Annotated in this window: 17 protein-coding genes; 6 read left to right on the forward strand and 11 right to left on the reverse strand. The window is 63.9% G+C overall.

The genetic code is table 11. The features are described 5' to 3' along the window. Window position 1: 1 nt before the first annotated feature. Window positions 2–670: an FMN-dependent NADH-azoreductase gene (locus tag GIB19_RS00270; RefSeq protein WP_274882678.1), complete on the reverse strand. Its 669-nt coding sequence runs from the start codon at window positions 668–670 to the stop codon at window positions 2–4. A 135-nt stretch (window positions 671–805) separates the two neighbouring features. On the opposite strand from GIB19_RS00270, the gene GIB19_RS00275 reads away from it, so the two are divergent. Further along, window positions 806–1,660 carry a LysR family transcriptional regulator gene (locus GIB19_RS00275; RefSeq protein ID WP_274882680.1) on the forward strand — a complete coding sequence of 285 codons (855 nt, stop codon included), beginning with the start codon at window positions 806–808 and terminating at the stop codon, window positions 1,658–1,660. Between the two features lie 68 nt (window positions 1,661–1,728). Here GIB19_RS00275 and ilvD read toward each other — a convergent pair whose 3' ends face one another. After that, window positions 1,729–3,570, reverse strand: a complete 1,842-nt coding sequence (ilvD, locus tag GIB19_RS00280; protein ID WP_238217633.1) for a dihydroxy-acid dehydratase — start codon at window positions 3,568–3,570, stop codon at window positions 1,729–1,731. A gap of 478 nt (window positions 3,571–4,048) precedes the next feature. On the opposite strand from ilvD, the gene mgtE reads away from it, so the two are divergent. Continuing rightward, window positions 4,049–5,104 (forward strand): magnesium transporter, encoded by a 1,056-nt coding sequence (mgtE, locus tag GIB19_RS00285; RefSeq protein WP_274882685.1) that lies wholly within the window; start codon window positions 4,049–4,051, stop codon window positions 5,102–5,104. A 143-nt stretch (window positions 5,105–5,247) separates the two neighbouring features. Here the strand turns inward: mgtE and GIB19_RS00290 are convergent, their stop codons facing one another. Next, window positions 5,248–6,444, reverse strand: a complete 1,197-nt coding sequence (locus GIB19_RS00290) for a class I SAM-dependent rRNA methyltransferase (RefSeq protein ID WP_027592312.1) — start codon at window positions 6,442–6,444, stop codon at window positions 5,248–5,250. 191 nt (window positions 6,445–6,635) lie between these two features. Between GIB19_RS00290 and GIB19_RS00295 the strand changes: the two genes are divergently transcribed. Together GIB19_RS00295 and mutM are read left to right on the forward strand one after the other, a co-directional pair. After that, the gene (locus GIB19_RS00295; RefSeq protein ID WP_172960437.1) at window positions 6,636–7,454 is read left to right on the forward strand and encodes an HDOD domain-containing protein; all 819 of its coding nucleotides are present in this window, start codon (window positions 6,636–6,638) and stop codon (window positions 7,452–7,454) included. Between the two features lie 3 nt (window positions 7,455–7,457). Then, the gene (gene mutM / locus GIB19_RS00300; protein WP_027592314.1) at window positions 7,458–8,270 is read left to right on the forward strand and encodes a bifunctional DNA-formamidopyrimidine glycosylase/DNA-(apurinic or apyrimidinic site) lyase; all 813 of its coding nucleotides are present in this window, start codon (window positions 7,458–7,460) and stop codon (window positions 8,268–8,270) included. Window positions 8,271–8,423: 153 nt separating this feature from the next. On the opposite strand, the gene GIB19_RS00305 is transcribed toward mutM, so the two are convergent. From GIB19_RS00305 to GIB19_RS00325, 5 genes are all read right to left on the reverse strand, one after another. Beyond that, a complete protein-coding gene (locus tag GIB19_RS00305) occupies window positions 8,424–8,675 on the reverse strand; it encodes a YfhL family 4Fe-4S dicluster ferredoxin (protein WP_027592315.1) in 252 nt (83 codons plus the stop codon). A 108-nt stretch (window positions 8,676–8,783) separates the two neighbouring features. Continuing rightward, window positions 8,784–9,263, reverse strand: a complete 480-nt coding sequence (gene coaD, locus GIB19_RS00310; RefSeq protein ID WP_016393341.1) for a pantetheine-phosphate adenylyltransferase — start codon at window positions 9,261–9,263, stop codon at window positions 8,784–8,786. Window positions 9,264–9,374: 111 nt separating this feature from the next. After that, window positions 9,375–10,973, reverse strand: a complete 1,599-nt coding sequence (locus GIB19_RS00315; RefSeq protein WP_274882693.1) for a GMC family oxidoreductase — start codon at window positions 10,971–10,973, stop codon at window positions 9,375–9,377. Window positions 10,974–10,993: 20 nt separating this feature from the next. Beyond that, the gene (locus GIB19_RS00320; RefSeq protein ID WP_274882695.1) at window positions 10,994–11,479 is read right to left on the reverse strand and encodes a twin-arginine translocation pathway signal protein; all 486 of its coding nucleotides are present in this window, start codon (window positions 11,477–11,479) and stop codon (window positions 10,994–10,996) included. A 10-nt stretch (window positions 11,480–11,489) separates the two neighbouring features. After that, a complete protein-coding gene (locus GIB19_RS00325) occupies window positions 11,490–12,920 on the reverse strand; it encodes a coniferyl aldehyde dehydrogenase (protein WP_274882698.1) in 1,431 nt (476 codons plus the stop codon). Window positions 12,921–13,070: 150 nt separating this feature from the next. Between GIB19_RS00325 and GIB19_RS00330 the strand changes: the two genes are divergently transcribed. After that, window positions 13,071–13,736, forward strand: a complete 666-nt coding sequence (locus tag GIB19_RS00330; RefSeq protein ID WP_027592319.1) for a TetR/AcrR family transcriptional regulator — start codon at window positions 13,071–13,073, stop codon at window positions 13,734–13,736. Between the two features lie 35 nt (window positions 13,737–13,771). Then, entirely contained in the window at window positions 13,772–14,626 is an 855-nt protein-coding gene (locus GIB19_RS00335) for a sulfurtransferase (protein ID WP_274882701.1), read from the forward strand. A gap of 12 nt (window positions 14,627–14,638) precedes the next feature. On the opposite strand, the gene GIB19_RS00340 is transcribed toward GIB19_RS00335, so the two are convergent. Genes GIB19_RS00340 through GIB19_RS00350 form a run of 3 tightly spaced genes read right to left on the reverse strand, consistent with a single transcriptional unit; the run spans window position 14,639 to window position 18,338 of the window. Further along, a complete protein-coding gene (locus GIB19_RS00340) occupies window positions 14,639–15,631 on the reverse strand; it encodes a hydrolase (RefSeq protein WP_027592321.1) in 993 nt (330 codons plus the stop codon). Window positions 15,632–15,691: 60 nt separating this feature from the next. Next, window positions 15,692–17,053, reverse strand: coding sequence for a M16 family metallopeptidase (locus tag GIB19_RS00345; RefSeq protein WP_274882705.1), 1,362 nt, complete (start codon window positions 17,051–17,053; stop codon window positions 15,692–15,694). Beyond that, window positions 17,046–18,338: a M16 family metallopeptidase gene (locus GIB19_RS00350; RefSeq protein ID WP_099430696.1), complete on the reverse strand. Its 1,293-nt coding sequence runs from the start codon at window positions 18,336–18,338 to the stop codon at window positions 17,046–17,048. Before GIB19_RS00350 ends, GIB19_RS00345 begins: the two co-directional genes overlap by 8 nt. Between the last annotated feature and the right edge of the window lie 33 nt (window positions 18,339–18,371).

Raw genomic sequence — 18,371 nt, forward strand, 5'->3', positions numbered from 1 at the left:
GTCAGCCGCTTCGGCCGACAATGAGCGTTCTGGCTTGTTGTTGGTCGAAGTTCTGCGCCAGCATGGCCACGGCTTCCATGGCGCTTGAGCGGACGCTGGCGCCCTCGGCGCCAAGCGTCTGTTCGGCCACGATGCTGTGCACCTGGTTGATCCCGACGAAGCGGAACCACGCATCGAGGAAGGGTTTTTCCAGGCCGAACGCCTGGTCAGGCGTCTGGGAGTCGGGGCCATAACCCAGCCCGCGGGTGTAGATGGCCACCGCCCGGCGCCCACCCAGCATGCCGTTCAACCCCTGTTCATCGAAGGTGAACAACACGCCCTTGTGCGAAATGGCGTCGATCAAGTGCTTGAGTTTGTAGGGGATGCCGAAATTCCACAGCGGGACGCTGAACACCACTGTATCTGCCCGGTGGAAGCGTTTGGCGAGGGTTTTGATCTGTGCCCACGCGGCGTTTTGCGCGCGGGAAAGCGGCGCATCGGCAAGCCCGGCGTACTTGGCCGCCAGCAGGTCGCCATCCACTTCGGGCAGCTCGCATTCCCAAGGGTCCAGGCGGTCAACCTCCACGCTTTTGCGCTCGGCCAACGCGGCCAGGAACACTTCGGCAATTTGAGCGGAAACCGAGCGTTCGCCTCTCGGCGATGCACACACATAAAGAACACGTTCAACCACGGGGCTACTCCTGTCAGCGTCGATGGCATTTCCCTGGCGATATACGGCACAGGGGGAGCGCAAAGTCTGATTGAGGACGATCCATTATAGAAATCACGTATGCTCGCCTCATTCAGTCCGATAGGTGATCAATCCGTGTTCGATAGCGTCCTTCTGCGTAGCTTGCTGGCCGTGGCCGACAGCGGGGGTTTCACGCGTGCGGCAGAGCGCCTGCACCTCACGCAATCGGCAATCAGCGCACACATTCGGCGGCTCGAGGCTGAAGCCGGGCACAAGCTGCTGGAACGCACCACGCGCTCGGTCAGCCTGACTCCGGCAGGCACGCGGCTGGCAGGCTATGCCCGCACCATCCTGGCACTGCATGACGATGCCCGCGCGAGCCTTGGCGTCGGCAGGCGGGTTTGCGGCACGGTGTCCGTGGGGTTGAGCGAGGAGATGGTCAAAGCCCCGATCATCGATTGCCTGCGTCGGTTTTCCGTGGCGCACCCCGATGCCGAGGTTGCCCTGCAGGTCGGCTTGACCGGCGAGTTGCTCGCGCTCATGCACGCGGGTGGGCTGGATATCGTGCTGGGGAGCCGCTGCGGCGGTGATGAGCGTGGCGAGGTGCTCTGGTCCGAGCCGTTGGTCTGGGCGAGAGGGCCGCTGGCGCTGGCCACCGATGATGCGACCTCACCTGTACCTTTGGCGGTGTTTTCCGATCAATGCCCCTACCGTGCGGCGGCCATCGAAGCGTTGGCGCGTGCAGGGCGACAATGGCGGATCGTTTGCCAGAGCCCCAGTGCCGGGGGGCTGATGACTGCCGTAAGCGGCGGGCTTGGGGTAACCCCGGTCACCCGCTCATGCGCACTGGCCGCAGGCCTGCAGGAAGTGACGACACTGCCCGCACTGCCTCACGCGCAGTTCATGCTGACCTCGACGGCGAAGCCAAAGCGCTCGGCGGCCCTGCTGCTGGCGCAGTTGCGCCACTGCGCTTCGCGTGGGGAGCTTTGATTCAGAACTTATCCACAGGCATGAAAAACCGGCGCACAGGGCGCCGGTTGTTCGAACGCTAGAAAGCCTTACAGCCCGTCGAGCATCGCCTTGTTACGTACCGCACCTTTGTCGGCACTGGTCGCCAGCAGGGCGTAGGCCTTGAGCGCGGTGGTCACCTTACGCGGACGCACTTCGGCGGGCTTCCAGCCTTTCTTGTCCTGCTCGACCCGGCGCTCGGCCAGCTCTTCGTCGCTGACCAGCAGGTTGATCGAACGGTTGGGGATGTCGATCAACACCTTGTCGCCGTCGCGCACCAGGCCAATGGCGCCGCCTGCAGCGGCTTCCGGCGAGGCGTGGCCGATCGACAGGCCCGAGGTACCGCCCGAGAAGCGGCCGTCGGTGAGCAGGGCGCAGGCCTTGCCCAGGCCTTTGGATTTCAAGTACGAGGTCGGGTAGAGCATCTCTTGCATGCCCGGGCCGCCCTTCGGGCCTTCGTAACGGATGATGACGATGTCACCGGCCTTCACTTCGTCGGCGAGGATGCCGCGCACGGCGCTGTCCTGGCTTTCGAAGATCTTCGCGCTGCCTTCGAACACATGGATCGACTCGTCGACACCGGCGGTCTTCACCACACAACCGTCGAGGGCGATGTTGCCGTACAGCACCGCCAGGCCACCCTCTTGCGAGTAGGCGTGTTCGAAGCTGCGGATGCAGCCGTTTTCACGGTCGTCGTCGAGGGTTTCCCAACGGGTCGACTGGCTGAACGCGGTTTGGGTCGGGATGCCCGCCGGGCCGGCTTTGAAGAAGGTGTGCACCGCTTCGTCGTCGGTCTGGGTGATGTCCCACTTGGCGATGGCTTCTTCCATGCTGCGGCTGTGCACGGTCGGCAGGTCGGTGTGCAGCAGGCCGCCACGGGCGAGCGAGCCGAGGATGCTGAAGATGCCGCCGGCGCGGTGCACGTCTTCCATGTGGTACTTCTGGATGTTCGGCGCCACCTTGCACAGCTGCGGCACTGTGCGCGACAAGCGGTCGATGTCCCGCAGGTCGAACGCCACCTCGCCTTCCTGGGCCGCGGCCAGCAGGTGCAGGATGGTGTTGGTCGAACCGCCCATGGCGATGTCCAGCATCATGGCGTTTTCGAAGGCCTTGAAGTTGGCGATGCTGCGCGGCAGGACCGACTCGTCGTTCTCGCCGTAGTAGCGCTTGCACAGCTCGACGATGGTGCGGCCGGCAGTGAGGAACAGCTGCTCGCGGTCGGAGTGGGTGGCCAGGGTCGAGCCGTTGCCCGGCAGGGCCAGGCCCAGGGCTTCGGTCAGGCAGTTCATCGAGTTGGCGGTGAACATGCCAGAGCACGAACCGCAGGTCGGGCAGGCGCTGCGCTCGTATTCGGCAACCTTCTCGTCGGAGGCCGTGGAGTCAGCCGCGATGACCATCGCGTCGACCAGGTCCAGGCCGTGGCTGGCCAGCTTGGTCTTGCCGGCTTCCATCGGGCCGCCGGAGACGAAGATCACCGGGATGTTCAGGCGCAGGGCGGCCATCAGCATGCCGGGGGTGATCTTGTCGCAGTTGGAGATGCAGACAATGGCGTCGGCACAGTGGGCGTTGACCATGTACTCCACGGCGTCGGCGATGATCTCGCGGCTTGGCAGCGAATACAGCATGCCGTCGTGGCCCATGGCGATGCCGTCGTCGACCGCGATGGTGTTGAATTCCTTGGCCACGCCACCGGCGCGCTCGATCTCACGGGCAACCAGCTGGCCCAGGTCCTTCAGGTGCACGTGGCCCGGGACGAACTGGGTGAACGAGTTGGCGATGGCGATGATCGGTTTCTTGAAATCTTCGTCCTTCATCCCGGTGGCGCGCCACAGGGCTCGGGCGCCAGCCATGTTGCGGCCTTGGGTGGAAGTCTTGGAACGATAATCAGGCATGAAGCACTCCTGGCGGCTTAATCAGGTCACAAAAAGGGGAGTGAGCTTCTCTTGTCCTATGCGCCTTAGGCCGGTTGCCACTGGCACGGATGGGGCCGAAGACACCACGGGATCGCCGCGTGCTCGACCAGAGCTCATAAACCCGCCGGGGATGACTGGCGATGAATAGGCCGATTCTACACCGCTGGCGCTGTGAGGGAATGGCGATGTGTCTGGGCGGTGGCTTTGGCCTCATGACCGGTCGCTTGTAGGACGCTTCCGAAACGCCGGTTCAGGGGCTGACCTGCCCGCCCAAGCTGACTATGATCCGCCCGCCGCATGTGCGGCTTCACGAGATACACCCTCAATGGACCTTCCCAGTTTCAGTTCATACCGAACTCGCAAATTGGCACTGAGCGCGTCGTCGCCAGGGCTTCCGAAGGCTTGAGCCCGTGTGGCTGAGGTGAGCGGGTGCCTGCGTCGGCGCCTGGAGAACCTCATGCAGCACACCTCCGATACGCTCGTTTCACCCCTTGACCTGCGCCAGGCCGCCCAGGCCCGTCGTGACGACCTGCTTCACCCGCAAGGCTACCCCGAAGGCACGGCCGGTTACCTGATGACCAGTGAGTACTCGTGCCTGGATGCTGGCCTCAGCGCCAGCCAGGCCATCGACATGCTGCGCCGCGAGGCCGCCGATGCCGAAACCATCTACCAGTCCTATGTGCTCGACGGGCAGCGCAACCTGCTCGGGACCTTGTCCTTGCGCGAGTTGATCCTCGCGGCGCCTGAGGCGCTGATTGATCACATCATGGTGCACAAGGTCATTTGCGTCTGTACCACGACCCGTCAGGAAGACGTGGCCCGCTTGATCCGCGAGCACGACCTGCTGGCTGTGCCGGTGCTGGACGAAGCCGGGCGGCTGGTGGGCCTGGTGACCTGCGACGACGCACTTGATGTGGTGGTCGATGAGGCCACCGAGGACTTCCACAAAGGCGCCTCCATCACCAACCACGTGGGCAATCTGCGCGATGCCACCGTCAGCCTGCTGTACCGCAAACGGGTGCTGTGGCTGGTGTTGCTGGTCTTTGGCAACCTGTTCTCGGGGGCGGGGATTGCGGCGTTCGAGGAAACCATTGCCGCGCACATCGTGCTGGTGTTCTTCCTGCCGCTGCTGGTGGACAGCGGGGGCAATGCCGGGGCGCAGTCGGCGACCTTGATGGTGCGGGGCCTGGCGACGGGCGAAGTGTACATGCGTGATTGGCTGCGCATGCTCGGGCGCGAGTGCGGGGTTGCGCTGGCGCTGGGAGCGACCATGGCCGTGGCGGTGGCATCGCTGGGCGCGCTGCGCGGTGGGATGGACATTGCCCTGATCGTTGCCAGCAGCATGCTGGTGATCGTGTTGCTGGGCAGCCTGATCGGCATGAGCCTGCCGTTCATGTTCACCAAGCTGAAGCTCGACCCGGCGACGGCCAGTGGCCCGCTGGTGACCTCGATTGCCGATGCGGCGGGGGTGCTGGTGTACTTTGGGATCGCGTCGTACGTGCTGGATATCTGACAGAGCGCATCCCTTAGAGCCCAAGCTCGACCCCTGTGGGAGCGGGTTTACCCGCGAATGCGAGGGTGAATGCACCGACGCTTTCGCGGGTAAACCCGCTCCCACAGGGGGTGGAGGTAATGCACGCTTCAGTGATTGCCCAATCAGCTGTTAGGCAGCAACCGGCAGGTAATGCTCTTGATGTAGCGGGTTTCGGCAATGGCCGGGTGCACCGGGTGGTCCGGGCCTTGGCCGCCGCGCTCGAGCAGTTGCATGTTGCGGTCCAGGTGGCGGGCGCTGGTCAGCAGGATGTTGTTCAGGTCATCCTCGGGCAGGTGCATCGAGCACGAGGCGCTGACCAGAATGCCGTCCTTGTTGAGCATGCGCATGGCCTGTTCGTTGAGGCGACGGTAGGCCGCTTCGCCGTTTTTCAGGTCTTTCTTGCGCTTGATGAAGGCGGGTGGGTCGGCAATGATCACGTCGAAGCGTTCTTCGGCGGCCTTCAGCTCGCGCAGCGCTTCAAATACGTCACCTTCGATGCAGGTCAGCTTCTCGCTGATGCCGTTGAGCGCGGCATTGCGCTCGACGCCGTCCAGGGCAAAAGCCGACGCATCGACACAGAACACTTCGCTGGCGCCAAACGCGCCGGCTTGCACACCCCAGCCACCGATGTAGCTGAACAGGTCGAGCACGCGCTTGCCTTTGACGTAGGGCGCCAGGCGTGCGCGGTTCATGCGGTGGTCGTAGAACCAGCCGGTCTTCTGGCCTTCACGTACCGGTGCTTCGAACTTGACGCCGTTTTCTTCCAGCGGGACCCAGTCCGGCACTTCGCCGTAGACGGTTTCGACGTAGCGCTGCAGGCCTTCGGCATCACGCGCGGCGGAATCGTTCTTGAACAAGATGCCGCTTGGCTTGAGCACTTGCACCAGGGCGGCGATCACGTCGTCCTTGTGCAGTTCCATGGTGGCCGACGCCAGCTGGACCACGAGGATGTCGAAGAAACGGTCGACCACCAGGCCTGGCAGCAGGTCGGAGTCGCCATAGACCAGGCGGTAGCACGGCTTGTCGAACAGGCGCTCACGCAGCGACAGGGCGACGTTGAGGCGGTGTACCAGCAGCGACTTGTCCAGCGGCAGCTTGATGTCGCGCGACAGCAGGCGCGCGCAGATCAGGTTGTTCGGGCTCAGCGCCACGATGCCCAGCGGCTTGCCGTTGGCAGCCTCGAGGATCGCTTGCTGGCCGGCCTGAAAGCCTTGCAGCGGGGTCGCGGCGACGTCGACTTCATTGCTGTAGACCCACAGGTGGCCGGCGCGCAGGCGGCGGTCGGCATTGGCTTTGAGGCGTAGGCTGGGCAGGGACATGACGTCGCTCCGGGAAAAAAGAGCGGGAGTATACCGTGTTGGCCTTCGCTTCGGGGTCAGGCGCGACAAAGTGCTGGCCAGGGCTAAAGCCAGCCGATCCGGTGTTAGAATTCGCCGTCCTCAACGAGTGTGTACGCATGTCCCAAGAACTCAGCGCCGAACAGATCCAGCAAGCCTTGCAAGGCATCACCATCCCGCCGCAACCGCAGATCATGGTCGACCTGCAGTTCGAGCAGTACATGCCCGACCCAGACCTGGAAACCATCGCCAAGCTGATTTCCCAAGACCCGGGCTTGTCCGGCGCGTTGCTCAAGTTGGTCAACTCCCCACATTTCGGCCTCTCCAACAAGATTGGCTCGATCCAGCGGGCGGTGAACCTGCTGGGCAGCCGTTCGATCATCAACCTGATCAACGCCCAGTCGATCAAAGGCGAAATGAGCGACGAGACCATCGTCACGCTGAACCGCTTCTGGGACACCGCGCAGGATGTGGCCATGACCTGCCTGACCTTGGCCAAGCGCACCGGCATGCAGACGGCTGACGAGGCCTACACCCTCGGGCTGTTCCATGATTGCGGTGTGCCGCTGATGCTCAAGCGCTTCCCCAACTACATGGACGTGCTGGAAGAGGCCTATGCCAAGGCCAGCGGCGAAACGCGGGTGGTCGATACGGAAAACCGCGCGTTCAACACCAACCACTCGGTGGTGGGGTACTTCACCGCCAAGTCCTGGCGCCTGCCCGAGCACCTCACGGCGGCCATCGCCAACCACCACAACGCCTTGGCCGTGTTCCGCGACGAGTCTTCGCGCAATACCCAGAGCCAGCTGAAGAACCTGCTGGCGGTGCTGAAGATGGCCGAGCACATCTGCGCGTCCTACCGGGTACTGGGCAGCCAGAGCGTCGACCACGAATGGGAAGTGGTCGGGCCACTGGTGCTCGACTACATTGGCTTGTCGGACTACGACTTCGAAAACCTCAAACAGAATATTCGAGAGCTGGGCGGGCACTGACACATGCCGGAACTACCCGAAGTAGAAACCACCCGGCGCGGCATTGCGCCTCATCTGGAAGGCCAGCGGGTCAGCCGGGTGGTGGTGCGTGACCGGCGCCTGCGCTGGCCGATCCCCGAAGACCTGGATGTGCGCTTGTCGGGGCAGCGTATCGTCAGCGTCGAGCGGCGGGCCAAGTACCTGTTGATCAATGCCGAGGTCGGTACGTTGATCAGCCATTTGGGCATGTCGGGCAATTTGCGCCTGGTCGAGCTTGGCCTGCCGGCGGCCAAGCACGAGCACGTGGATATCGAGCTGGAGTCGGGGCTGATGCTGCGCTACACCGACCCGCGCCGTTTCGGCGCCATGCTCTGGAGCCTCGACCCGCTCAACCACGAACTGCTGCTGCGTCTGGGGCCAGAGCCGTTGACCGACCTGTTCGATGGCGAGCGTTTGTTCCAGCTGTCCCGTGGGCGCTCGATGGCGGTCAAGCCGTTCATCATGGATAACGCCATCGTCGTGGGGGTGGGCAACATCTACGCCACCGAAGCGTTGTTTGCTGCGGGCATCGACCCACGCCGCGAGGCGGGCGGTATTTCGCGGGCGCGGTACCTGAAGCTGGCCATCGAGATCAAACGCGTGCTGGCAGCGGCCATCGAGCAGGGCGGCACGACCTTGCGTGATTTCATCGGCGGGGATGGGCAGCCGGGTTACTTCCAGCAGGAACTGTTCGTCTACGGGCGAGGCGGGATGCCGTGCAAGCTGTGTGGCACGACCTTGCGCGAGGTGAAGCTCGGCCAGCGGGCAAGCGTGTTCTGCCCACGCTGCCAGCGCTGAACCACTGTGGGATGTAAGCGCGCCCTGTAGGAGCAGCCTTGCGCTGCGAAGAGGCCGGTGAAAGCAGCGACGTTTTGCAGCGTTTTCACCGGCCTCTTCGCAGCGCAAGGCTGCTCCTACAGAGGAGCGTGCATGCCCTGAGGTCGGCGCTTATCAGGCCTTGCCCGTAATCAGGCGGTACTTGGCCATCAGCTGCTCTTCGGTCTCTGGGTGCGCTTCATCCAGGGGGATGCAGTCGACCGGGCAGACCTGCTGGCACTGGGGCTCGTCGTAATGACCCACGCACTGGGTGCACAGATTAGGGTCGATCACGTAGATCTCTTCGCCTTGGGAGATGGCCTCGTTCGGGCACTCGGGTTCGCAGACGTCGCAGTTGATGCAATCGTCGGTGATGATCAGGGACATGGGGACTCCGGCCGGGGCTCTCAGCCCGGGCATGTTCAACGCTGTGGGCACAATTGTGCCGCATTCGCGCCCGCAGTGCACGCGGGCGCGATGATCAGGCGTGCAGGCTTACTTCTTGAACCGTTCGGTCAGCGCCTCAGCCACAATGGGGTGGACGAATTTGCTGATATCACCCCCCAATGCCGCGATTTCCCGGACCAATGTCGAGGAGATGAACGAATAACGCTCCGACGGCGTCAGGAACAGGCTCTCGACATCGGGTGCCAGTTGCCGGTTCATGTTCGCCAGCTGGAACTCGTACTCGAAGTCGGAGACCGCGCGCAGGCCACGCAGGAAGACGTTGGCGCCCTGTTCCTTGGCAAAATGCGCCAACAGGGAAGAGAAGCCGATGACTTCGACATTGGGCAGGTGCTTGGTGACCTCACGGGCCAGCGCAACCCGTTGTTCCAGCGGGAACAGGGGGTTTTTCTTCGGGCTGGCCGCCACTGCGATAATCACGTGGTCGAAGAGCCGCGAGGCGCGCTCGACCAAGTCGCCATGGCCTTTGGTAATGGGGTCGAAAGTACCCGGGTACAACACTCGGTTCATCGCGTCATCCTGGCTGGAGTGCGTTGGGGAGTCGGATGGTAGCGCAGCGATAGCGCCCGGCCAAGTCATGCGGCCGGCTGATGGCACTATAGACAGTGGGTGCATTCGTTGTCATGCGTTGTGTGCCAGGCGGGCGATCAGGGCCTCGGTGAGCTTGGCGCTGATGGCGTACACCGACAATTGCGGGTTGGCGCCGATGCTGGTGGGGAACAGTGAGCCGTCGTGAATCGACAGGTTTTCCAGCTGATGGTGCTGGCCCAGGCTGTTGCACACCGCGTGTCGAGGGTCTTCACCCAGGGCACAGCCGCCCATCACGTGGGCGCTGCCCAGGCGTGTGCGGAACGGCGCCAGTGGCAGGCCGTCGATCATCGCCAGGGCTTCGCCAAGGTTGTTGGTGTAGCGGGCATCACTGTGCACCGGCATCACCTGCTCGGCCCCGGCGGCAAACTGGATCTGCGCCATGCTGCGGTAGGCGCGGCGCAAACCGTCGCGCAGGTAGTCATTGACCGGGTAATCCAGCACGGGCGAGCCATCGCCACGCAGCTCGACCGTGCCACCCTGGCTTTCTGGGTGAAAGCCATCGCGCAGCAACGCCAGCATCACGTGGGTATGCGGCAGCTCGGCCATGCGCTGGGCATTTTCGCTGCCATGTCCGACCAGCAGGGTGCTGGCCAGGGCCGGGTGCAGCGGAGGCACTTCCAGTTTGTAGCCGACCGGGCCGCCGCTGCCGCCCAGCCATTGGAAGTGATCGCTGTAGATGGACTGCGGAGCACCGTAATAGGGGGCGATGCGCGCCTTGAACCGTGCCGCGCTGAAGTTGACCAGGTGCAGGAAGGTGCGTTTGCCCAGGCGGGCGTGTGGGTCGGGAGCGTTGGAGCGCAGCAGCAGGGCTGGGCTGTTGATACCGCCCCCGGCGAGGATGTAGTGGCGGGCGCGCACGCTGATCTGCCGGCCGGTGGGGTTTATCCCTTGGGCATCCAGGGCCGTGCACTGCAACTGGGTAATGCGCTCGCCGTTGTGCTCGAAGCGCTCGGCACGCGCAAGATAGAGCAGCTCGCCGCCCTGGTCGAGGGTGGCTGGAATAGTCGTCACCAGCATCGATTGCTTGGCGTTGACCGGGCAGCCCATGCCGCAATAGCCAAGGTTCCAGCAACCCCGCACGTTGCGCGGGATTACCGCCCAGCGGTAGCCGAGTTGTTCGCAGCCACGGCGCAGGACCTCGTTGTTGGCGTTGGGTGGCAAGGCCCAAGGGTTGATGCCCAGCTGCTGTTCGATGCGCTCGAACCAGGGGCCTAGCGCCTCATTGTCCAAGCCATTGACCTGGTGCTCCCGGGCCCAATGGGCCAGGGTCTGTGGCGGCGTGCGAAAGCTCGAGGTCCAATTTACCAGCGTGGTGCCGCCCACGGCGCGGCCCTGCAGAATGGTGATGGCGCCGTCCTTGCTCATGCGGCCGAGGCCTTCCTGGTAGAGGCTGGCGTAGGCCTCGCTCTCCAGCAGGTGGAAGTCGCTGCTGGTCTTCAGGGGGCCTTCTTCGATTAGCAGCACCTTGAACCCCGCGGCGCTGAGCAACTGCGCGCTGGTGGCGCCGCCAGCGCCGCTGCCGATTACGGCGATATCGGCCTGCAGGGCCAGGTCATGCGCCAGGCGCGAGCCGTCGTGGGTGATCCAGCCGCGTTCGAGGCCTTGGCGAAACGGGTCGATTACAGGCATTGGCAAGGCTCTTGTGGTCGTCAGATTTTCGGTGGCCCTGGGTAGCCGCAGGCGGCCCAGGCTTCCGGCCGTTCATACCAGGCCATCTGCAGCAATTGCAGCAACGAGGCGTGGCCCATGCGCAGCAGGTTCAGCGAACTGTCCTGCCAGCGTTGCAGAAACGCGTTGATCTGCTCGCTGCTGGCCTGCTGCCAGGCGCCCCACACGCCAGTCAGCGGGCCACGGGTCAGCGGCAGGCTGAGCACGTCGAACAGTTGCCGGGTGAGCTTGAGCATTTCTGGCGACAGCGCCGCCAGTTTGTGATCGAGGCTGTGCAGCACCAGCGCCTCGACGGCCTGGGTGCCGGCCAGTACCACCGGGATCAGCGCGCTCAATAGGGGCAGGTCGTCATCACGCAGCACGTTGAAACCGGGCGCGGCCGACTGTGCCGTGCAGCCGACCAGGCTGGTGGTGGCGAGGAAGGCGCTGGCGCCCAGGCTGAAGCGGAGCAAGTCGCGACGCTGCATGGGCTTGGGCTCAACGGATGAACAGCTTGTAGACCAGGCGCTGCAAGGCCTTGCCATACGGTGGGTAAATCAGGCGGGCAGCGTTCAGGCGCTGTTTGGCCAGCACGGCCTTGGCCTTGCTGAAGGTCAGAAAACCCTCGTGGCCGTGGTAGTGGCCCATGCCGGAAGGCCCGATGCCGCCAAAGGGCAGGTCGTCCTGAGCCACATGCAGCAGGGTGTCGTTCAGGCAAACACCGCCGGAGTGGCTGTGACGCAGCACGTGTTCCTGCTCGCTGCGGTCGTAGCCGAAGTAGTAAAGAGCCAGTGGGCGAGGGCGCTGGTTGATGTAGGCCAATGCCTGGTCGAGGCTGTCGTAGGGCACCAGCGGCAGCAGCGGGCCGAAGATTTCGTCCTGCATCACCTGCATCTCGTCGTTCACGTCCAGCAGCAGGTGAGGGGGCAGGCGTCGGCCCTGGCGCGGCTCGCCTGGGTACAGGTCGAGCACCTGGGCGCCTTGGTCACGGGCGTCGTCCAGCAGGTGCTGCAGGCGCTGCAACTGCCGCGGGTTGATGATGGCGGTGTAGTCGGGGTTGTCGGCGATACGCGCGAACATGCGGTGGACGGCCGACTGGTAAGCGTCACTGAAGGCCCCCAGCCGCTCGCGCGGTACCAGCACGTAGTCGGGGGCCACGCAGGTTTGGCCAGCGTTCAGGGTTTTGCCGAAGGCGATGCGCTCGGCCGCGCTGTCCAGGGGCACGCTGGCCGAGACGATGGCCGGGGATTTGCCGCCCAGCTCCAGGGTGACCGGGGTCAGGTTGTGCGCCGCGGCCAGCATCACCTGGCGGCCGACGCTGGTTGCACCAGTGAACAGCAGGTGATCGAACGGCAGGCGGGCAAAGGCCTGGGCAACCTCGACCTCACCCAACACCACGCTGACCAGGTCTTCGGGGAACACGCGCGCCAGCAACTGCTGGAGGGCCAGGGCGCTGGCGGGCGTTGCTTCGCTGAGCTTGAGCATGACCCGGTTGCCGGCGGCCAGGGCACAGGTCAGCGGGCCAATGGCGAGAAACAGCGGGTAATTCCACGGCACGATGATGCCGACCACGCCCAGCGGTTGATAGCGCACCTGCGCGCTGGCGGGCTGAAAGGCCAGGCCGACGCGGCGCCGGCTGGCGCGCATCCAGCGTCGCAGGTGCTTTTCGGCGTGGCGCAGGCCCTGGACCGAGGGCAGCAATTCAGCCAGCAAGGTTTCATCGGCGCTGCGCCCGTCAAAGTCTTGATCGATGGCTTCGATCAGCTGCGTTTGCTCGGCCAGCAGTGCCTCGCGCAGGCTCTTCAGCCATTGCCGGCGCTGGGCTGCCGGGGGGGCGGGGTTACCCGCAAAGGCCAGGCGTTGGGCGGCGAACCTCGCCGTCAGGTCGAGGTCGGAATGCACAGGAGGCACGTCAACGGGCGAGGTCATATCGGCTCGAATCCGGGCAGGAAATCCCTAGAGCCTATACTCTAATCCGAACGATCGTGCGAATTTTTCGTTGGCGTCGAGCGGTGTATTCCACACCGGATACGCCTTAAGATGGCCCTTTGATCAAGGCCCGCAGACTGGGAGCTGAGCATGGCCCCGCGCATGAAGACCCGAGAGCGCATCGTGCAGAACAGCCTGGAGCTGTTCAACCAGCAGGGCGAACGTAGCGTCAGTACCAACCACATTGCCGCGCACATGGAAATTTCGCCCGGCAACCTGTATTACCACTTCCCCAACAAGCAGGCGATCATCGCCCTGTTGTTCAGCCAGTACGAAGAGCTGGTGGACAGCTTTTTGCGCCCGCCTCAAGGGCGCTGCGCCACCGTGGAAGACAAACGTTTCTACCTCAAGGCCCTGCTCGCGGCGATGTGGAACTACCGCTTCCTGCACCGCGACCTGGAGCACCTGCTGGACAGCGACCCCGAGCTGGCCGCCCGTTACCGGCGGTTTTCCGAACGCTGCCTGCGTCAGGGCCAGGCGATTTACCGTGGCTTCGTCGACGCCGGAATCCTGGCCATGGCGCCGGCGCAGATCGAGTCGCTGACCATCAACGCCTGGATCGTCCTGACCTCGTGGGTGCGCTTTCTCAGCACCACGCGCGAGCATTCCGCGCACCTGGGTGAAGAAGCCTTCAAGCGGGGCGTCTATCAGGTATTGGTGCTGGAGCTCGGCTTTGTCACCGCCGATGCCCGCAGCGCCGTGGACGCGCTGTGCCAGGAATTCCACGTACCCTTCAACCAGGCCTTGGAACTGTAAACCAGGGCTCGAGTGCTATCGATCAGGAGATTGTCATGCCCCTTGCGCAATTGATCACCCCGGAAAAGTTGGCCGAGCGTCTGGGCTCGCCCGATTTGGTGATCCTCGACTGCCGCTTTGCCCTCGAGGATGTGGATTATGGCCAACGCAGCTATGCCGAGGGGCATATTGCCGGGGCCCACTTCGCTGACCTGGAGCGCGACCTCAGCGGCCCGATAAGCAAGGGGCGTACGGGGCGCCACCCGTTGCCCGATGCGGCGCGGCTGGTCGAGCGTCTGCGTGAGTGGGGCGTGGACAATGACAGCGAGGTGGTGCTGTACGACGACGGCCCGGGTGCGTTTGCTGCTCGTGCCTGGTGGTTGCTGGCCTGGTTGGGCAAGCGCAGCGGCGTGTCGATTCTCGATGGCGGGCTCAAGGCATGGCATGCGGCGCACCTGCCGCTGAGCCTGGACCCACCGCTCAAGCGCGAAGGGACCTTCAAGGGCGAACCGGACAGCAAGCTGCTGATTGATGCCGCGCACTTGGCCAAGCACCTGGGCGATGCCGAGCTGACGCTGATCGACGCCCGCGCGCTGCCGCGCTTCCGGGGTGAAGTCGAGCCGATCGACCCGGTCGCCGGGCACATCCCTGGCGCGCAGTGCGCGGCGTTCACCGACAACTTGGGGGCCGACGGGCGTTTTCTGCCGGCCGAAGCGCTCAAGCAACGGTTCGCAGAAAAACTGGCCGGGCGCTCGCCGGAGCACCTGGTGGCCTACTGCGGGTCGGGCGTGACCGCTTGCCACAACCTGTTTGCCTTGGCACTGGCGGGCTATCCGCTGGGGCGGCTGTATGCGGGGTCGTGGAGCGAATGGATCAACAACCCGGCGCACGGGGTGGCTACCGGGGATTGACCCGGGCCGCCGCTAAGCGCCCTCTACCAGCCACTGCGGAATCCGCCGCTCCAGGTAATACCCCGGGTTGCGCAGGCTGCCATCGACAAAGCCCACATGGCCGCCGCGGTTGTGCAGTTCAAAGTGCGTCTGCGGCGCCAGTTCGCTGGCCAGGGGCAAGCTGTGGCTAGAGACGAACGGGTCGTCGCTGGCGTGGATGATCAGGGTTGGGGTGCGATTCTCCCCCAGGAAGAAGCGGCTCGATGAGCGCCGGTAGTAGTCGTGTGCATCGTTGAACCCGTTCAGCGGCGCGGTGACCTTGCCGTCGAAGTCCCAGAAGGTACGCAGGTTGGTCAGCGGCCCCAGCCGTTGCAGCGCCGCCAGCCGCTCATGCTGGCCCTTCTCATGAAAATGCCGCTGCTTCAGTTGCACATAGGCCAGCATCTCGCGCATGAAGTGCGCCTGGTAGACCTTCGAAAAGCCTTGGCCGATGCGGTCGGCACACTGGTCCAGACGAAACGGCACCGAGACCGCAACCGCCGCTTCCAGCTGGCTGGCCGGTCCGCTTTCGCCCAGGTACTTGAGCAACACATTGCCACCCAACGAATAACCCACCGCGTAAAGCGGCGCCAATGGGCGCTGGGCGCGCAGGTGGGCGACGATTTCTGCCAGGTCTTCGCTGGCGCCGGAGTGGTAGCTGCGCGGCAGCAGGTTCGGCTCGCCCGAGCAACCTCGCCAGTTCACCGCCACACTGGCCCAGCCGCGGCCCTGCAGGGCTTGCTGCAAGCCTTTGACATAGGGCGAGTGGGAGGAACCGGTAAGGCCATGCAGGACCAGCACCAACGGTGCATCCGGTTGGTGCGGGCCGTGCCAGTCGAGGTCGATGAAATCGCCATCGGCCAGCCACAGCCGCTCGCGGTCGCGTTGCAGTTCGGGCAGCTTGCGCCAGAGCGGCCCCCACAGGGTTTGCAGATGGGGGTTGGACAGGCCGACGGCCGGGCGGAACGTGGCAGTGAAACTGGGCATGCTGGGCAACTCGTGATGTGCCTGCCTAGAGTGCCATGAAACGCTGCCGCTGTACTTGCGCTATTGGTCGGAGGCCGGTAGCGGTTGCTGATCGGCAGCCGGGCCGACACTGACCAGCACTTTGCGCGTCAGGTCGAATCGGCGCTGCATGACTTCACGAATCGCCCCTGGGGTCAGGGCGGCCATGCGCTCGACGTACAGGTTCAGATGATCGGCAGGCAGGCGTTGTTGGGCCGCTTTCATGAGCCGCGCTGCCAGGCGCTTGTTCTGGGCAACGTCGCGCAGCAGCTGCCCTGCGAGCCGCTGGCGGGCCAGTTGCAGCTCGGCTTCTGTGGGCCCGTTCTGGATAAAGTCACGCAGCACAGTGTCTACCAGGTTCTGTGAGCCGTTTACATGTTGCGGGGCAATTTCCCATTCGATCGCGAACAGGCCTCCTGCACGCATGGGAACCCAATGGCTGCGAATGTCGTAGGTCAGCCCTCGACGTTGGCGTAACGCTTTCATCAGGCGGGAATCTGTACCCACCCCCAGTACTTCGCAGGCCAACACCAGCGCCAGGCTCTCGGGCTCGTTGGCCGGTACGTTCATCGGTAGCGCCATTAAGACTGTAGTGCTCGCTCCGGCCTGTTCGATGTCGATCGTTGCGCCGCGGGTGTCAGGCGTGGCTGGCAGCTCGGCGGCAGCCCAGTCTTGAGGCAATGCCTGGCTGAGGCGCTGTGCAATGTCCTGTGCCTCTATCCGGGAAAGGTCCCCGACAATGACCATGTCCAGATTGGTGGCGCAATAGGCGCGTCTGTGAAACGCTTTCAGGTGTTCCGGCGTGACGGCTGCAAGCCCTTGTGCAGTACCGCCCCGAAGGCTGCTGTAGGGATGACCGCTGAACAGGTGGCGATACGCTTCGTTGCGTGCTCTGAGCACTGGTTGCCTGGCCTGGTATGTGTCATGCAGCGCTAGCTGGCGTTTGACCTTGTCCAGCGCGGGTGCGGGAAAGGCTGGCTGTGCAACGAGGCTGGTGAACAGCTCGATGGCGGGTTCGAGCAGGGCGCTGTTGCTCAAGCTGCGCAGGCTCAGGGTCGTGTACTCGAGGCGTATCTCTTTTTCGACGATAGCCCCGAGCTGTTCGATACGCCTGGCATGCTCGACGGCGTCCAAATGCTGGCTGCCTTCGTCGAGCATGTACAGCGTCAGCGCCGCCAGGCTGGGTTGGTCAGCCTGAGCAGTGCCTGCCTTGAAGCGCAGCTCCACATCGACGATCGGCAAACCGCGTGCTTCAACGAAGGTCACTGCTGTGCCAGCGTCGGTTCTCCAGGTGTATGCCTGGGTCTGGATGGATTCGAAACGCAGCAGGTCCAGCCCTTGCGCGCTGAGCAGGCCGCCGTAAATGCCAGGTGTCGCCAGGGGTGCCAGTATCCGGTCATTCATCGGTGCTCTCCTTGCTGTGCATGAGGGTGATCGCGGCACGAGGCTCTGTCAGGTAGTCGACTGCAGCTTGGTGTATCTGCTCGGCCGTCACTGCTTCGAGGGTTGCTCTCTCATCGTCCAGCGCGCCGGGGGCCAGCCCACAGACCGCCTGCATGCCGATGACACGTGCCTGCTCCGCGATGTCGTCTTGGGCAAACACTTGCCTGGCCAGCCAGCGTGCCTTGGCTCGCTGTAGGTCTTGAATGCTGGGCAATCGCTGGCGAAAGTCAGCGATCTCGGCCATCAGCCTGTCAGCGGCCGCCTCGGGCGTGACGTGCTCGCTGCAGTAGGCATAAAAGGTCAGCAGGCTGTCACCGCGTCGGTACGGCTCGTACGTCGACTTCAGCCCTTGCAGGACCTGTTCGGTTATCAGCAGGCGACTGTGGAGTGTGGCGGCCTGGCCTTCGCTCAGGAGATCGGGCAGCAGTTGTAAAGCAAGGGCTTGCGTGCGGTTCTTGGCCGTACGTTGACTGGGCAGATTGAAGCTGAGGATCACCCCAGGTCTCAGGCCTTGCAGGTGCAATGTTTGCGAGCGTCGAGCCAGCTCCGAAACTGCGACGGGTGTTTGTTCGGGCGGCAGACGGTGGGCGGGGATTGCAGCGAAATGCCTTGCTACCAGTGTCTGCAGTTTTTGCAGATCAATGGCGCCGGCGACTGACAGGGTGGCGTTGTTTGGGTGATACCAGGTTTGATACCAGGTGCGGGCCGCGGCTGGGGTCATGAGGGCGAGGTCGGTCTTGTAGCCGATCACCGGTGTTGCATAGCGGCTGTTGCCATGGGCCAGCAATTGGTGATGTTCCAATGCGAGCGCCAAGGGATTGTTGTCGACATCGGCACGCCGCTCGGCCATGACCACGGCAAGCTCGCGGGCGAAAGGCGCATCGCTGAGTGTCGCAGTGGCCATGGTGTCGGCCATGGCTTCCAGCGCGATCTCCAGCCGGCTGACGGGCAAGGTCAATGGAAAGACCGTGGCCTCCTGCAGCGTGAACGCATTCGGGTCACCGCCGAGGCGGGTCATCAAGGTCGAATATTGCCCACTGGGCAGTTTGCTGCTGCCCTCGAACAGCAGGTGTTCCAAGGCATGTGATAGGCCGGTATGGCCGTCAGGCTCGTAGCTTGAACCTACGTGGTACCACAGCTGCACGCTGACCAGCGGGGCGCGACGATCTTCACGCAGGTAAACGCGCAGGCCATTGGCAAGTGAGAAGAACTGTACCGAAGGTGCCGGCTTTGGGTGTTCCGTCATGGCTGAAGTGCTCCTGCTATTAACGAAGGAGCA

Origin of the sequence: Pseudomonas sp. ITEM 17296, from assembly GCF_028895205.1 — a bacterium.
Lineage (GTDB): Bacteria > Pseudomonadota > Gammaproteobacteria > Pseudomonadales > Pseudomonadaceae > Aquipseudomonas > Aquipseudomonas kermanshahensis.

Excerpts from the sequence above, each read along its gene's own strand:
- GIB19_RS00290 (WP_027592312.1), bottom strand. The coding sequence starts at position 6,444 with ATGTCCCTGCCCAGCCTACGCCTCAAAGCCAATGCCGACCGCCGCCTG.
- GIB19_RS00345 (WP_274882705.1), bottom strand. The coding sequence starts at position 17,053 with ATGAATGACCGGATACTGGCACCCCTGGCGACACCTGGCATTTACGGC.
- GIB19_RS00305 (WP_027592315.1), bottom strand. The coding sequence starts at position 8,675 with ATGTCCCTGATCATCACCGACGATTGCATCAACTGCGACGTCTGCGAA.
- GIB19_RS00350 (WP_099430696.1), bottom strand. The coding sequence starts at position 18,338 with ATGACGGAACACCCAAAGCCGGCACCTTCGGTACAGTTCTTCTCACTT.
- GIB19_RS00320 (WP_274882695.1), bottom strand. The coding sequence starts at position 11,479 with ATGCAGCGTCGCGACTTGCTCCGCTTCAGCCTGGGCGCCAGCGCCTTC.
- GIB19_RS00335 (WP_274882701.1), top strand. The coding sequence starts at position 13,772 with ATGCCCCTTGCGCAATTGATCACCCCGGAAAAGTTGGCCGAGCGTCTG.
- mutM (WP_027592314.1), top strand. The coding sequence starts at position 7,458 with ATGCCGGAACTACCCGAAGTAGAAACCACCCGGCGCGGCATTGCGCCT.
- GIB19_RS00325 (WP_274882698.1), bottom strand. The coding sequence starts at position 12,920 with ATGACCTCGCCCGTTGACGTGCCTCCTGTGCATTCCGACCTCGACCTG.
- mgtE (WP_274882685.1), top strand. The coding sequence starts at position 4,049 with ATGCAGCACACCTCCGATACGCTCGTTTCACCCCTTGACCTGCGCCAG.
- GIB19_RS00315 (WP_274882693.1), bottom strand. The coding sequence starts at position 10,973 with ATGCCTGTAATCGACCCGTTTCGCCAAGGCCTCGAACGCGGCTGGATC.
- GIB19_RS00340 (WP_027592321.1), bottom strand. The coding sequence starts at position 15,631 with ATGCCCAGTTTCACTGCCACGTTCCGCCCGGCCGTCGGCCTGTCCAAC.
- GIB19_RS00330 (WP_027592319.1), top strand. The coding sequence starts at position 13,071 with ATGGCCCCGCGCATGAAGACCCGAGAGCGCATCGTGCAGAACAGCCTG.
- ilvD (WP_238217633.1), bottom strand. The coding sequence starts at position 3,570 with ATGCCTGATTATCGTTCCAAGACTTCCACCCAAGGCCGCAACATGGCT.
- coaD (WP_016393341.1), bottom strand. The coding sequence starts at position 9,263 with ATGAACCGAGTGTTGTACCCGGGTACTTTCGACCCCATTACCAAAGGC.